Source organism: Pantoea sp. E2023-21 (assembly GCF_051302795.1).
In the GTDB taxonomy this organism is placed as follows: domain Bacteria; phylum Pseudomonadota; class Gammaproteobacteria; order Enterobacterales; family Enterobacteriaceae; genus Pantoea; species Pantoea ludwigii_A.
Window position 1 is genome coordinate 3,621,340 of sequence record NZ_CP195344.1, and the last position, 13,523, is coordinate 3,634,862.

13 protein-coding genes are annotated in these 13,523 nt (G+C 52.3%); 9 read left to right on the top strand and 4 right to left on the bottom strand.

What is annotated here, in order from left to right; all coding sequences use genetic code 11:
- Positions 1 to 214: 214 nt before the first annotated feature.
- On the top strand, positions 215 to 769 hold the full coding sequence (gene ssb1 / locus ACRQ84_RS16955; protein WP_061718369.1) for a single-stranded DNA-binding protein SSB1: 555 nt from the start codon (positions 215 to 217) through the stop codon (positions 767 to 769).
- Between the two features lie 88 nt (positions 770 to 857).
- Here ssb1 and ACRQ84_RS16960 read toward each other — a convergent pair whose 3' ends face one another.
- Positions 858 to 1,385, bottom strand: a complete 528-nt coding sequence (locus ACRQ84_RS16960) for an isochorismatase family protein (RefSeq protein ID WP_064737896.1) — start codon at positions 1,383 to 1,385, stop codon at positions 858 to 860.
- Positions 1,386 to 1,507: 122 nt separating this feature from the next.
- Between ACRQ84_RS16960 and ACRQ84_RS16965 the strand changes: the two genes are divergently transcribed.
- A complete protein-coding gene (locus tag ACRQ84_RS16965) occupies positions 1,508 to 2,338 on the top strand; it encodes an AraC family transcriptional regulator (RefSeq protein ID WP_483816656.1) in 831 nt (276 codons plus the stop codon).
- Positions 2,339 to 2,410: 72 nt separating this feature from the next.
- Positions 2,411 to 3,364, top strand: a complete 954-nt coding sequence (locus ACRQ84_RS16970; protein ID WP_483816657.1) for a DMT family transporter — start codon at positions 2,411 to 2,413, stop codon at positions 3,362 to 3,364.
- A gap of 932 nt (positions 3,365 to 4,296) precedes the next feature.
- On the opposite strand, the gene ACRQ84_RS16975 is transcribed toward ACRQ84_RS16970, so the two are convergent.
- Positions 4,297 to 4,692 carry an IS3 family transposase gene (locus ACRQ84_RS16975; protein ID WP_008109970.1) on the bottom strand — a complete coding sequence of 132 codons (396 nt, stop codon included), beginning with the start codon at positions 4,690 to 4,692 and terminating at the stop codon, positions 4,297 to 4,299.
- A 526-nt stretch (positions 4,693 to 5,218) separates the two neighbouring features.
- Between ACRQ84_RS16975 and ACRQ84_RS16980 the strand changes: the two genes are divergently transcribed.
- Together ACRQ84_RS16980 and ACRQ84_RS16985 are read left to right on the top strand one after the other, a co-directional pair.
- Complete coding sequence (locus ACRQ84_RS16980; protein WP_064737893.1) at positions 5,219 to 6,475, top strand: oligosaccharide flippase family protein; 1,257 nt, start codon at positions 5,219 to 5,221, stop codon at positions 6,473 to 6,475.
- 8 nt (positions 6,476 to 6,483) lie between these two features.
- Positions 6,484 to 7,434, top strand: a complete 951-nt coding sequence (locus ACRQ84_RS16985; protein ID WP_064737892.1) for an ATP-grasp fold amidoligase family protein — start codon at positions 6,484 to 6,486, stop codon at positions 7,432 to 7,434.
- A 57-nt stretch (positions 7,435 to 7,491) separates the two neighbouring features.
- Here ACRQ84_RS16985 and ACRQ84_RS16990 read toward each other — a convergent pair whose 3' ends face one another.
- Together ACRQ84_RS16990 and soxS are read right to left on the bottom strand one after the other, a co-directional pair.
- A complete protein-coding gene (locus tag ACRQ84_RS16990; RefSeq protein WP_008109973.1) occupies positions 7,492 to 7,773 on the bottom strand; it encodes a YjcB family protein in 282 nt (93 codons plus the stop codon).
- Positions 7,774 to 8,030: 257 nt separating this feature from the next.
- Positions 8,031 to 8,462 carry a superoxide response transcriptional regulator SoxS gene (soxS, locus tag ACRQ84_RS16995; protein ID WP_483816658.1) on the bottom strand — a complete coding sequence of 144 codons (432 nt, stop codon included), beginning with the start codon at positions 8,460 to 8,462 and terminating at the stop codon, positions 8,031 to 8,033.
- 100 nt (positions 8,463 to 8,562) lie between these two features.
- On the opposite strand from soxS, the gene soxR reads away from it, so the two are divergent.
- The 4 genes from soxR to ACRQ84_RS17015 all read left to right on the top strand — a co-directional run bounded on the left by soxR (position 8,563) and on the right by ACRQ84_RS17015 (position 13,437).
- Entirely contained in the window at positions 8,563 to 9,039 is a 477-nt protein-coding gene (gene soxR, locus ACRQ84_RS17000; RefSeq protein ID WP_064737890.1) for a redox-sensitive transcriptional activator SoxR, read from the top strand.
- Between the two features lie 43 nt (positions 9,040 to 9,082).
- Complete coding sequence (locus ACRQ84_RS17005) at positions 9,083 to 9,748, top strand: glutathione S-transferase family protein (protein ID WP_064737889.1); 666 nt, start codon at positions 9,083 to 9,085, stop codon at positions 9,746 to 9,748.
- Positions 9,749 to 10,299: 551 nt separating this feature from the next.
- On the top strand, positions 10,300 to 11,649 hold the full coding sequence (locus tag ACRQ84_RS17010) for an NCS2 family permease (protein ID WP_483816659.1): 1,350 nt from the start codon (positions 10,300 to 10,302) through the stop codon (positions 11,647 to 11,649).
- Between the two features lie 138 nt (positions 11,650 to 11,787).
- On the top strand, positions 11,788 to 13,437 hold the full coding sequence (locus tag ACRQ84_RS17015) for a Na+/H+ antiporter (RefSeq protein ID WP_483816660.1): 1,650 nt from the start codon (positions 11,788 to 11,790) through the stop codon (positions 13,435 to 13,437).
- Positions 13,438 to 13,523: the final 86 nt, after the last annotated feature.

The window sequence follows — 13,523 nt, forward strand, 5'->3', positions numbered from 1 at the left end:
CCGGATTGAACAACACTCGCCATGCCTTGCCAGCACGACCAGCAGAAACGCTCCATTATGGCACAAAAAATAACCTGAATAAATATCCAGTGTTTTTTGCTATTCTGTCCGCTGTTGAAATTTGGAATCCCGCTCTAAAGTGAGCACACGACAATGTGACGTGATACAATTTTTCGCTTAGACTTTTAGCATCAACTCATCGGGAGACAGCAACATGGCCAGTCGTGGCGTAAACAAAGTGATTCTAGTCGGGAATCTGGGTCAGGATCCGGAAGTGCGCTACATGCCAAATGGTGGCGCGGTAGCCAACATTACGCTGGCCACGTCAGAAAGCTGGCGCGATAAGACAACCGGTGAAAACAAAGAGATCACAGAATGGCACCGTGTGGTGCTGTTCGGCAAGCTGGCGGAAGTGGCTGGCGAATACCTGCGTAAAGGTTCTCAGGTTTACATCGAAGGCCAGCTGCGTACCCGCAAATGGACCGATCAGGCCGGTCAGGAAAAATACACCACTGAAGTGGTGGTCAACGTCGGCGGCACCATGCAGATGCTGGGTGGACGTCAGCAGGGCGCGAACGCAGGTGGCGCACCGGCGGGCGGTCAGGGCGGCGGCAATAACAACGGTTGGGGCCAGCCACAGCAGCCACAACAGCAGCCGCAGGGCGGTGGTAACCAGTTCAGCGGTGGTGCGCAACAGCGTCCACAGCAGCAGAGCGCACCAGCCAACAACGAACCGCCAATGGATTTTGACGACGATATTCCGTTCTGATTATCTGCTTGAGCAATCAGGCAGAACGTTATCGAATACAAAAATGCCACTCTGCGAGGAGTGGCATTTTTTTTGTCTGGCGCGTGGGTTAATGCGGGCGCCATTCCCTCAATAGCGCTTCCGTCTCACGTACCAGCACCGGATTGCCCGGCATAATCAAATCCGCCCACACTTCGTTGTGCTGATTGATCTGTTGTTGTGCGGAAACATAAGTACGGTCGGCGGTGGTATGTGCATCAGCGGCGACAGTAATGTGATAGCCGAGGCTGGCACCGACTTTGATGGTGGTATCGACACAGTAATCGGTCGCGCAGCCGCAAATCACAAAGCTTGTTATGTCGAGCTGGTTGAGGTGGGCGGCGAGATCGGTTTGCCAGAAGCTGTCGCAGGCGGTTTTATTGACAAAAATGGCGTTGGCCGGCTGCTGCAATTCGGGCACGACTGCCCAGCCTTCAGTATTTACGTCTAAACCAGGTCCAACGTGCTGGATGAAGATCACCTGATCGGCCGCGGCGGTTAACTGATTGATGCGCTCGCAGCGTCCGGCCCGATCAAAACGCGGCGTTGCCAGCACGCCATTTTGCATATCCACTACCACAACCACGCGATTAGCCATATTTATCTCCTGTTAAGTCATGCCAGTGTCCGGTGAACGTGCAAAGAGGTAAAGCAATTCCGCTTTGCATTTATCGCCCCTGCCGCGCATGCTTATAAACACTTTTAATCTGGAGGTGTGTCGTGAAGGTGGTTCCTGAAATCTTTCCCTGTGAGCAAGATCGTGCGCAGTTTCAGCATTTCGCTGAGCTGCCGGGCGTTGAGCTTTATCAGGCACACATCACCCGCTACGCCTTTGAGCCGCATACCCATGAAGCATTTGGCATCGGTACCATCGAGTCCGGCGCCCAGCGCTTTCGCTATCGCGGCGCCAATTACACCGCGCCCCAGCATTCGTTAGTGATGATGAATCCCGACGAACTGCACACCGGTGAATCTGCCTGCGACGAAGGCTGGCGCTATCGCATGATCTATATCGACCCACAGGAAATGGATCGTCTAACCGGCGATCGTCATTGGTGGTTCACTGATGCGTTGCGCACCGATGCGCTTCTGGCGCAGCCGTTTTCTCAACTGCTGGCGCAGATGTGGCGTGCGGAAAGCACGCTGGAGCGCGAAAGCATTCTACTTGAGCTGCTGGAATTGATGCGTCCGCTGGCGCGTCAGGGGCAGCAGCGGCCTGTCGAAGGCGCACATCGCTTTGACGCAGTGAGAGAGTATTTACGCGAAAATCTCGCCGAACCGGTGCGACTCGACGAGCTTGCTGCGTTGGCATCGCTATCGCCGTGGCATTTCCTGCGTAGTTTCAAGCAGCATTTCCATGTCACGCCGCATCAAATGCTGATGGCTTTCCGTTTGTTTGCGGCGAAACAGCAGCTGGCGCGCGGTGACAGTGCAGCAATCGTCGCGGCATCCGTTGGGCTTACCGATCAGGCGCATCTCACCCGTGCCTTCGCACATCGCTACGGCATCACACCCGGCCGCTACCAAAAACAAGTTTTCCCCTTACGCTAACCGCAATCTGCTACAAGCCTTTAGCATCAGCCTGCGTCACACTGCAGCGGAATGCTTATAAAGGAAGAGTTTATGTTTGCTGGAATACTGTTTGCGCTGGCAGCGGGGCTGATGTGGGGATTGATCTTTGTTGGGCCGCTGCTGATACCGGATTATCCGGGCACCCTACAATCAGCCGGGCGCTATGTCGCCTTTGGTTTAGTGGTGTTGCCGCTCGCCTGGCTGGATCGCCGCCGTTTGCGTCAGCTGGCGCGCAAGGATTGGATCGAAGCGCTAAAGTTGTCGCTGATTGGTAATTTGCTCTATTACGCGTTTCTCGCCAGCGCAATACAACGCACCGGCGCGCCCATCTCTACCATGATTATCGGCACCTTACCGGTGGTAATTACCGTGACGGCAAATATCTGTTATGGCCATCTGGAAGGGCGTTTGTCGTGGCGTAAGCTGATGCCAGCGCTGCTGATCATTGCCGCGGGGCTGGTTTGCGTGAATGCCGCCGAACTCAAAACACAAGGTCCCAATGTTGATTGGTCACGCTATCTCACTGGCTTAGTGTTAGCGGTGATGGCAGTAGCATGCTGGACATGGTATCCGCTGCGTAATGGTTTATGGTTACGCGCGCACCCCCAGCACAAGCCTTCCAGCTGGGCAACGGCACAGGGTTTGGTGACATTGCCGCTGGCGTTGGTGTTCTATCTATTAGTCTGCGTGCAGCTCCACTGGCAGCAACCTGAGTTTGCGCTGCCATTCGGGCCGCAGCCGCAACGCTTTCTATTATTAATGTTAGGTATCGGACTGATTTGCTCATGGTTGGGTACGCTCTGCTGGAATGCCGCCAGTCAACGCGTGCCCACCGTGATCATGGGGCCGCTGATTGTGTTCGAAATCTTAGCCGGTTTGCTGTGGACGTTCCTTTGGCGACAAAGCTGGCCGCCGCTGTTAACCGCTGTCGGTATTGGTTGTCTGATTATCGGCGTCATCTACGCGATGCGCATTAAACCGCAGCCGCACATCACTGCTGTCTAAGTCACCAAAATCACGCTGCTGAAAAATCTATTCGGCAGCGCATGAGGCTGTTTTTAAGAATTTGACCAACCCCTTTCACGCGCCTAATCACCCTTTCGGGCTTTAACCTCGCCGTCGATATACCCTTTCTGCTCATTGCAGCTGCGTTTTTAGCCCTGATTTGTCATAAACAATCATGCTGCGCTGCCCGAAGGACGTGTGATCAAGGTGATTCAGGCACCTTAAACCTTAATTAATCTGCGATCTTCCTGGCTATAGCAGGCCCTAATGGTGAAAAACCGGGCGTGATAAGGCAGAAAAACATGCATCTAACCTACCGTTTATTGGCCTTTGGCACTGAAGATTGGCGCTAGAAAGCCACTTTTTGCTTAAGGGAATAGGCTGAAGTTAAGACACATGCGATCAAACGGATGAAAAAAACCATTAAGCGTGGCGATGAATTAGGTGCAGGAATTTAACTTTTACCCTGCTTTTTTGTCGTTATTGTTTAGGGTAAATAACGTTTCTTATCAGGATTATTCCTGGCTGCTTAATGAGGGTTTATGGGCTACGCGCGTCAAATTTATGATGAGTGAATCTCATAACAGATCCACCTTAAAGAAGAGGTTGTGTGTGAGCGGTTACACAGCGTTGTTCATTAATGCTTAACAGAAATGTCTGCATTCAGGACTGATGATTAATGTTGGTAAAGTAATCCTCGAAGCGCCAATCTCACCGAAATGAGATTGGACTTCGTTTGAATGGCTTGAATAGAGAGACTTTTGCTGATGTGAATCTATTTTACCGCAAAAAAGGAAGCAATTCCGCGATGGTATTCATCAGGAAAAATTGGTTCGAATTGTTATGTTGTGAACGCCGAATTAAATGATCTTCATATCTTCTGGTAAGAACAAATCTCAGCATTAAGTCAAATAACATCGGCCTTAATGGTGTTAGCGATTATCTGTTCCTGCAGGATAATGATAAACGCTACGGCTAATATCCAACAAACGACAGCTGCGACGGGTACCTATGTCGAATGTAGTTTGTAGAAAGTTAACCGCTTGACGCTTTTCATTGGTGGTGAAGAAATTTTTCAGTACGCTTTGCAGCATCTCTTTATCGGAACTCAGAGATTGCAGCTCACGCGTGAGGTTAAGTAGCTGATCTTCTAGCTCCTTGATTTTGCGGCCTTCTTCGGAAGAGAGCCCAGAAAACTTCTTCTTCCAGCTATAGAAAGTGGCCTCGGAAATGCCAAGCTCCTCACAAATTTCCCTGACTTTCACTCCTGTTTCAGAAGCTTTAATGGCATTTGTGATTTGCTCTTCGCTATATCGTGACTTTCTCATAAATGCTATTACCTTTCTTATCAATTAGTGGATGAGAATTACTGTATTAATATCTGGCACTGCAAAAACACTATTAATGCAGTATTAAAGTGCGCGATTTGAATTGCGAGGGTTAAATTAAGATATTTAGAAGAAATATCATCATGGGATAAATCTTATTTTATTCCGAATGGCATTGAACGCCTTCCTGGCTTTAGGTTTTTGATATAAATTCTCTCCATCCCAAATGCAGAAAAATACTACATTCATTGGAAAATCGGCATAAACCACTTGCAGAAATGTCAGGGTGTGCCAGTAAACGTTTGCTTAGAATTTAGGCTGAAATCGTTTACATCCACTGAGTTTCGCACCGGATATAATCGGAATTTTCCTGAATATAATTTCTATTTGCTGACGCGAGTCTCATTTTTCGGACCAGTTTGGTTTGAAGTTAATAAATTAAGTCAGGCCCACTGAGCGCTTGTTAATTCATTTCAAGGACGTTGTACCGAAAGTTGTTGTAGTTCGTAATACTAAGGATCAGTCAATGAAATTGAGCGTAATGTCTAATGCCGCCTGGATGATGTCTGAAAAGATCGTCTCCGTGTTCGGCGTCATATTTGTGACCTCCTACGTGGCAAAATCCTTTGGCCCAACCATCTTTGGCCAAATGGCGTTTTCGACCTCACTTTTTTCCATGGTGCAGACCGTGGCGATCTTCGGTACGGAAACCATTCTGTTTAAACGCATCAGTAAGAGTGCGCCGAAAGGGCTGCGGTTGATGGCCGTAGCACGCAACATGCGCATGGTTTTGCTGTTGCTCACATCGCTGCCGGTGTTGATTTGGGTCTGGTACAACATGCAGGAAAATTTCCTCGCTTTTGCACTGGCCTCGTTTATCTCGTCGGTTTTCGTGACACAGGACACTTTCAGTGTTTACAACAATGCGCGTTTAGCTTCACGGCTGAATACCCTCGCGAACTCTGTCGGTTTGCTGCTGGGCTTCACATTGAGCTTCGCCATTGCCTGGCTGCATCTCAATCCGCTGTGGCTAACCGTTTCGATTGTCGCCGTCACGCTGGTGCCGTATGTCATTAAGCGTTTTAACTTTTACCGCGAAAATCAGGATGTGGCGCCGCCGCAGGAGAAGCGCAACACCTATCTGCGCTACTTGCTGTACGCCGGGTTGCCGTTGGCGATCTCCAGCATCTTTATCTCGGTGCAGGTGAAAGCAGCACAGATGTTCCTGGCAGGCATCGCGTCGGCGCGCGATCTTGGGTTGTTCGCTGCCGCCAATACCATTTCGGCTTCCTGGATTTTTATCCCGGTCGCCATCATCACTTCCTGCTTTTCGGAAATCTTCCGCGAGCGTGGAGAAGCCGCTATCAAGCTGACAGCCCGGCTTAATGGCTATGTCATGGGTGTTTCATTGTTGTTGTTAGCGGTGATCGCGATGTACGGCGAGAAAATCATCATCGCTTTGTATGGTCACGAGTACACACAGTCAGGAAGTCTCATTACGTTGTTGTCGTTAGCAACCTGCTTTTCGGCGATGGGGACCGTAGCGTATCGCTACATGGTCAAAGAAGGCGGGTTTAATTATCTGTTGAAGAAAATCGTATGCCTGATGGTTATCAGCTTGCCGCTGTCATGGTGGCTGATCCAGAGCTACGGCATCATGGGTGCCGCCTGGAGCGTTTTCCTCTCAGAATTGCTGTCTCTTACCGTAATGAATTACTTCTTCAGAAACGGCGTCATTCAAAAAATCCAGGTTTCCTCACTCAACTACAAAACCTACAAATGAGGTCAGATATGCTCAAGTTGAAAGATGAACTCAGAAGAAGCGTGCAGTACTTCATTAAGAAGATGCCCTGGGCTACCCAGGATCGTATCTACTACTTTCATAAATTCCGCAGATTGCCCAATCTGCGTGAACCGAAGGTATTTAACGAGAAAGTGCTGTACCGCAAATTCGTGCATGGCGATTATCAGATCTATGGTCGTCTGTCGGACAAATATTCGGTGCGCGAATACATCGCCGAAAAAGTGGGTAGCGAATACCTGATCCCGCTGGTGTACGAAACCAGCGATCCGAGCTCGCTGCATACGCTGCCGAGCTGGAAAAATACCGTTATCAAGCCGAATCACGCCTCCAACATGGTAGAGATCCTGCTGGAAGAGCCGGACGCGTTGAAGAAGCAGCAGATTATCAGTGACTGTCATCGCTGGTTGAAGACCGATTTCGCCAATGAAGCGCGTGAAATTCACTATCGCTACATCAAGCCACGCATTCTGGTGGAGCAGTATATTGGTGATGGTAAAACGGCGCCGATTGATTACAAATTCCACATGTTCAACAAGCGCGACGGCACTTTTGAGTATGTGCTGCAGGTGATCTACAACCGCTGTAATCCGCTGTTGTCGATGAACTTCTACGTTAACAACCTCAACGAGGCGTATCACAAAATTCGTGATACCGGCCTGGACGTTACGCCACAAATGGCCTCGCTGCAGCACGCGTTAGCGTTGAGTAAAAAGCTGGCGAGTGATTTCGATTATGTGCGCGTGGATTGGTACATCGATAACGATCAGATCTTCTTCGGCGAGTTAACGTTCACGCCGGGCGCGGGTTTAGTGACCGGTCTGGATCGTGGTCTTAACCAAATGATGGGTGATATGTGGATTCAGGATCGTCGCGGTACGAAGATACCGGGCATCTCGGTTGCGGAAGTTACCATTCCGGCCGTATTGAAGAAAATTTAAGAATCACACAGCAAAATAAAAAACCCCGCTTATGCGGGGTTTTTTTATTGGCGGCGATTAAGGCATCGGCCAATCGGTTGGCGTTTGGCTCATCACTTCAATAAAGGCGTTTTTAGAGATTTCCATAAAGTTATGCAGATTCTCCATGCTCAACGTGATGCCAAGCAGGCCGGTAACAAACCAGCAGGACATGCCAACACCAATGCCGCCGCACAGCAGCGCCATCACGTGATGACTGTTCTGACGCAGTCGAATTTTCATGGTGCTGGCGAAAAACATCATTACCGCACTCAGGAGTTCCCAGCGCATTACAATCAAACTGGTGGTTAACGTAGCCATCTGCAAAAAACCTCTTAGAATCAGTGATATCCCCGACATTCGATCGACATCACTGGCGGCTAAGAAGAGGGGTCAGGGAGGCCCTTCTGGCCGTCTTGCTGCATACGGAAAAGTGTGACTTGGCTCACATTATATCACTCGATTTTAAATTTTGAACAAAATTTATACCTTGTATGGTAGAAAGATTTTTATCGAACTGGCGGGGGAAAAGCGGGCGGGGAAAGGGAGGTGCGCCCGCGAGGGGCGCGCAGAAAAGCTTAGCTGACCGGGCAGCACTCGCCGGTGGTACGCTGGGCAAAACTGGTCATGGTGTTGTCAGCGCAGTCAAAATTGAGCACGCGCGGACGCTGAATCATCGCCTGACGACGCATGGTGTGACGATAAGCAGTTGGCGTTTGCGAAAACTGACGGCGGAATACGCGTGAAAAGGTCTGCTGCGAATCGTAACCGTATTGCATGGCGATATCGAATACCGGACGTTGAGTTTGGCGCAGCGCTTCTGCAGCCAGCGTCAGGCGACGCTCGCGAATATAGCCACCCAGCGTTTGTTTCGTGACGGCACGGAACATACGCTGCAGGTGCCATTTTGAGTAACCTGATTTTGCGGCGACTTCATCAATAGACAGCGCTTTATCCAGATTCTGATCGATCCAGTTGGACAGCGAATGAATGATTTCCTGTTGCATCATAGCCTCATCCTTCTGATGTTTTTTTTACCTGGTGAGAAATTCGAAGTTTTGCTGGGGTGCGAGTATAATTCCTCAAGTTAACTTGAGGTAAAGGCCCTAAATGAAAAAAGAACGCAATTACCCGAAGCCGGTTTTGACGCCGGGCGAAGTGGCGAAACGCAGCGGCGTGGCGGTCTCGGCGTTGCACTTCTATGAGACCAAAGGATTGATTTTTAGCTCGCGCAACGGCGGCAACCAACGCCGTTATAGCCGTGACGTGCTGCGCCGCGTTGCCATCATTAAAATCGCGCAACGCATCGGCATTCCGCTGGCCACGGTGAGTGACAGCCTGACGCACGTACCCGCCAACAAGCGTATGTCGACGCAGGAGTGGGACGCGTTAACGCAACACTGGCGCGAGGAATTGGATAAACGCATCGAAACCCTGACGCGCTTGCGTAACGATCTTGATGGCTGCATTGGCTGCGGCTGTTTATCAATGCGTGATTGCCCGCTGCGCAATCCCGGAGACCGATTGGCCGAGCAAGGTTCGGGTGCGGTGTTACTCGATCCCGAACAGGACGAGCAAAAACGCTGATCGACTATACTTGTCGGGACTCTTTTACCGGCAAGGAAACCGTATGATCACCGTTCACCATCTGGAAAATTCCCGCTCGCATCGCGTGTTATGGCTGCTGGAAGAGCTCGCGGTGCCTTACCAAATCAAACGCTATCAGCGTGAAAACAGCTTGCTGGCCCCTGATTCGTTAAAAAAAGTGCATCCACTGGGTAAATCACCGGTGATCACCGATGGCAATCGCGTTATTGCTGAATCGGGCGCCATTCTTGAATATCTGCAACTGAAGTACGACAGCGAACATCAGCTCACGTTAGTCAACGAAGAGGAGCAGATTCAGTCCCGTTACTGGCTGCACTATGCCGAAGGATCGCTGATGCCACTGCTGGTCATGAAGCTGGTATTTGCGCAGTTGGGTAAGAAACCGGTGCCCTGGCTGCTGCGTCCGGTGGGTAATGTATTGAGCAAAGGGATCCAGAAAGCCTGGCTGAACAAACAGCTGGCTTTACACGGCAGCGTGATCGAACAACATCTCACGCAGCATCCCTTTTTTGCCGGCGCACGTTTTAGCATCGCCGATGTGCAGATGAGCTTTCCGCTGCTGGCGCTGCAGATGCGGGGTTCGCTGCGTGATACGCCAGCCACCGCACGCTGGCTGGAAACCATGCAGCAGCGCGCCGCCTGGCAACGCGCATTAGAGCAGGGCGGCCCGATTCAGCTGCAAAGTTGATTACGGCCAGGTCGCCATCACCCCATGATCGTAGGGTCGCCATCACCCCATGATCGTAGGGTCGCCATTTATGGCGACAAGGACATTACCATTGTGCGGCCCTCGAAACGGTCGTCATTAATGACGACCTTACAATTCTGGCAGCAATTACGCGGTTAAATAGGCACCGCGTAGCGGCGGGTTGGGCTGGCGCAGGGCCCGGGAGTGAAGAGGGCGTGGCCAGACGCCCTCTTCTTGGTCGCCGCACGGTTTAACTGCAACTGCCACAGCCAATGGCGAGCGAAAGTCGCTCTGCGGATCGGCATTACGCCATTTATGGCGACCTGAACAACCGATGGCCTGGATTTATCCTGTAATACCCGTGATTAGTGGTTGAAAACCCCATGCCAAACGCCAGATAATCGTTTGCCTTTTTCCGCGTCCCCTTCTATGGCCTGGAATACGCGGCGACGTAAACGTTTGCCTGGATTTTCATTATGAAAATTTTCACCAGAGGACGGCAAGCGTGCGCCGTGCGGCGACGCACATCACAAAAATATTGAGGAAGAATTATGTCTGGCGAATCGCGCCCGGCCAGTGGAAAACTGGACGCCTGGTTCAACATTTCTGCACGCGGCAGTAGCGTGCGTCAGGAAGTATTGGCGGGTCTGACGACGTTTCTGGCGATGGTGTATTCCGTCATCGTGGTACCCAGCATGTTGGGTAAAGCGGGCTTCTCGCCAACGGCGGTGTTCGTTGCGACCTGTCTGGTGGCAAGTGTCGGTTCGATCATCATGGGCTTGTGGGCCAATCTGCCGATGGCAATTGGTTGCGCCATCTCGCTGACGGCGTTCACTGCCTTTAGCCTGGTGCTCGGCCAGCACATTAGCGTGCCGGTGGCGCTCGGCGCGGTGTTCCTGATGGGATTATTGTTCACGCTGATTTCGGTTACCGGTATTCGTGCGTGGATTCTGCGTAACTTACCGATGGGCGTGGCGCATGGAACCGGCGTCGGGATCGGCTTGTTCCTGTTGCTGATCGCTGCCGACGGTATTGGTTTAGTGGTAAAAAATCCGGCGCCGGGCTTGCCGGTGGCATTGGGCCACTTTGTCTCGTTCCCGGTGATCATGGCGCTGGTGGGTCTGGCGGCCATTTTCGGCCTGGAAAAACGCCGCGTGCCAGGTGGCATTTTGCTGACTATCATCGCCATTTCGATGATGGGTTTGATCTTCGATCCGGCGGTGACTTATCAAGGCCTGTTTGCCATGCCAAGCCTGAAGGATGCCAATGGTCAATCGGCCATGTTTAGCCTCGATATCATGGGCGCGCTGCAACCTGTGGTGCTGCCAAGTGTGCTGGCGCTGGTGATGACAGCGGTATTTGATGCCACCGGCACCATCCGTGCGGTAGCGGGGCAGGCAAATCTGCTGGATAAAGAGGGGCAGATCATCAACGGCGGCCGTGCGCTGACCACGGACTCTATCAGTAGCGTGTTTGCGGGTTTGGTGGGTGCGTCGCCTGCTGCGGTCTATATCGAATCGGCGGCTGGCACCGCGGCCGGTGGTAAAACCGGCCTGACGGCGATTGTGGTCGGTTTGCTGTTCCTGCTGATTCTGTTTATGTCGCCGCTGGCCTATCTGGTTCCCGCTTACGCGACAGCGCCGGCGCTGATGTACGTTGGCCTGCTGATGTTGAGCAATGTGGCAAAAATTGACTTCAACGATTTTGTTGATGCGATGTCTGGTTTGCTGACGGCGGTGTTCATCGTGCTGACCTGCAACATCGTAACCGGCATCATGCTGGGCTTCGCTTCGCTGGTGATTGGTCGCTTGTTTGCCGGTGAGTGGCGCAAGCTGAACGTTGGCACCGTGGTGATTGCTGTCGCGCTGGTGGCGTTCTATGCCGGTGGCTGGGCCATCTGACTTTAAAGCTGAATAATTCCAGGATTATTCGCTTTCTGCTCCACGCCGCACATCGGGTTGCCCGCTGTGCGGCGTTTTGTTTTACACTTTCCCCCGCAACAACATCGCTTTAATGAAATTGATTCGCCTAAGGACAGCATGGAAATCTTCTTTACTATTCTCATCATGACGCTGGTGGTTTCACTCTCCAGCGTGGCGGCACGAATTCTGCCGTTTCAAATTCCCCTGCCGCTGGTGCAAATTGCCGCCGGTGCATTACTCGCGTTTCCCGTCTTCGGCCTGCATGTCGATTTTGACCCGGAACTGTTCCTCGTGCTGTTCATTCCGCCGCTGCTGTTTGCCGATGGCTGGAAAACGCCGATTAATGAGTTTCTGCATCACGGTCGCGAAATCATGGGGCTGGCGCTGGTTCTGGTGCTGATCACCGTGGTCGGGATTGGTTACCTGATTTACTGGCTGGTGCCGGGGATTCCGCTGATTCCCGCCTTTGCGCTGGCGGCGGTGCTTTCACCAACCGATGCCGTGGCGCTATCTGGCATTGTGGGTGAAGGACGCATCCCCAAAAAAATCATGTCGATTGTGCAGGGCGAAGCCCTGATGAACGACGCATCCGGTCTGGTATCGCTGAAGTTTGCTGTCGCCGTGGCGATGGGCACCATGGTATTTACGTGGGGCGGTGCCAGCGTCGAGTTTCTCAAAGTAGCCGTCGGCGGGTTGGTCGCTGGTGTGGCGATATGCTGGCTGTATGGCCGCTCGCTGCGTCTGCTGAGCCGCTGGAGTGGGGATGACCCGGCAACACAAACCGTGCTGCTGCTGCTGTTACCGTTCGCCTCCTACCTGATCGCCGAACACCTTGGCGTGTCAGGCATCCTTGCCGCCGTGGCCGCCGGTATGACCATCACGCGTTCCGGCATTATCCGCCAGGCACCGCTGGCGATGCGTCTGCGTGCGAACAGCGTGTGGCAGATGCTGGAGTTCGTCTTCAACGGCATGGTGTTCCTGATGCTTGGCCTGCAGCTGCCCGATATCCTCTCCACCTCGATTGCGCAGGCTAACGCCGATCCCAACGTGGAACTGTGGATGCTGTTTACTGACGTTCTGTTAGTTTACGCTGCGCTGATGGTGGTGCGTTTTGGTTGGTTGTGGATCATGAAGCGCACCAGCATGCGCCTGCTGAAGAAAAAGCCGCTGGAGTTTACCAACTACTCGCTGCGCGAACTGCTGATTGCCTCCTTTGCCGGCGTACGCGGTGCCATCACGTTGGCGGGTGTGTTGTCGATTCCGCTGTTCCTCAGCAACGGTGATCCATTCCCGGCGCGCTATGAATTGGTGTTCATCGCCACCGGCGTGATTCTGGTTTCGCTGCTGGTTGGTGTGGTGCTGCTGCCGATTCTGCTGCGCGACGTGGAAAGCATCGATAAGGTCGGCCATCGTCGTGAAATTCAGTTTGCGCGTGCTGCCATGGCGGGCGTAGCGATCGAGAGCCTGCATAAAATGGAGCAGCGTCTGGAGAACGACACGCAAGAGAACATCGATCCTGAACTGTTGAAAGAAGTCAGTTTGCGCGTCATTGGTAATCTGCGACGTCGCGCTGAGGGCAAAAACGATATTGAACAGGCGCAATTTGCCGAGAACCTTGAACGTCGTTTCCGCCTCAATGCGCTGCGTGCGGAGCGCGCCGAAGTTTATCATCTGCGTGCCACTCAGGAGATCTCCAACGAGACGATGCAGAAACTGCTGCACGATCTTGATCTGCTGGAAGCGCTGCTGATTGAGAAAGAGGAATAGCAGTCGCTGCGTCATCCGGGTGCGCATGAATGCGCACCCGGATGACATAGCTAAATAACGTAGGGTCGCCATTCATGGCGACCGAT

What these genes read in the sequence shown, in the direction of transcription:
- ssb1 (WP_061718369.1), top strand. Translation starts at nt 215, where the DNA reads ATGGCCAGTCGTGGCGTAAACAAAGTGATTCTAGTCGGGAATCTGGGT.
- ACRQ84_RS16960 (WP_064737896.1), bottom strand. Translation starts at nt 1,385, where the DNA reads ATGGCTAATCGCGTGGTTGTGGTAGTGGATATGCAAAATGGCGTGCTG.
- ACRQ84_RS16970 (WP_483816657.1), top strand. Translation starts at nt 2,411, where the DNA reads ATGTTTGCTGGAATACTGTTTGCGCTGGCAGCGGGGCTGATGTGGGGA.
- ACRQ84_RS16975 (WP_008109970.1), bottom strand. Translation starts at nt 4,692, where the DNA reads ATGAGAAAGTCACGATATAGCGAAGAGCAAATCACAAATGCCATTAAA.
- ACRQ84_RS16980 (WP_064737893.1), top strand. Translation starts at nt 5,219, where the DNA reads ATGAAATTGAGCGTAATGTCTAATGCCGCCTGGATGATGTCTGAAAAG.
- ACRQ84_RS16985 (WP_064737892.1), top strand. Translation starts at nt 6,484, where the DNA reads ATGCTCAAGTTGAAAGATGAACTCAGAAGAAGCGTGCAGTACTTCATT.
- ACRQ84_RS16990 (WP_008109973.1), bottom strand. Translation starts at nt 7,773, where the DNA reads ATGGCTACGTTAACCACCAGTTTGATTGTAATGCGCTGGGAACTCCTG.
- soxS (WP_483816658.1), bottom strand. Translation starts at nt 8,462, where the DNA reads ATGATGCAACAGGAAATCATTCATTCGCTGTCCAACTGGATCGATCAG.
- soxR (WP_064737890.1), top strand. Translation starts at nt 8,563, where the DNA reads ATGAAAAAAGAACGCAATTACCCGAAGCCGGTTTTGACGCCGGGCGAA.
- ACRQ84_RS17005 (WP_064737889.1), top strand. Translation starts at nt 9,083, where the DNA reads ATGATCACCGTTCACCATCTGGAAAATTCCCGCTCGCATCGCGTGTTA.
- ACRQ84_RS17010 (WP_483816659.1), top strand. Translation starts at nt 10,300, where the DNA reads ATGTCTGGCGAATCGCGCCCGGCCAGTGGAAAACTGGACGCCTGGTTC.
- ACRQ84_RS17015 (WP_483816660.1), top strand. Translation starts at nt 11,788, where the DNA reads ATGGAAATCTTCTTTACTATTCTCATCATGACGCTGGTGGTTTCACTC.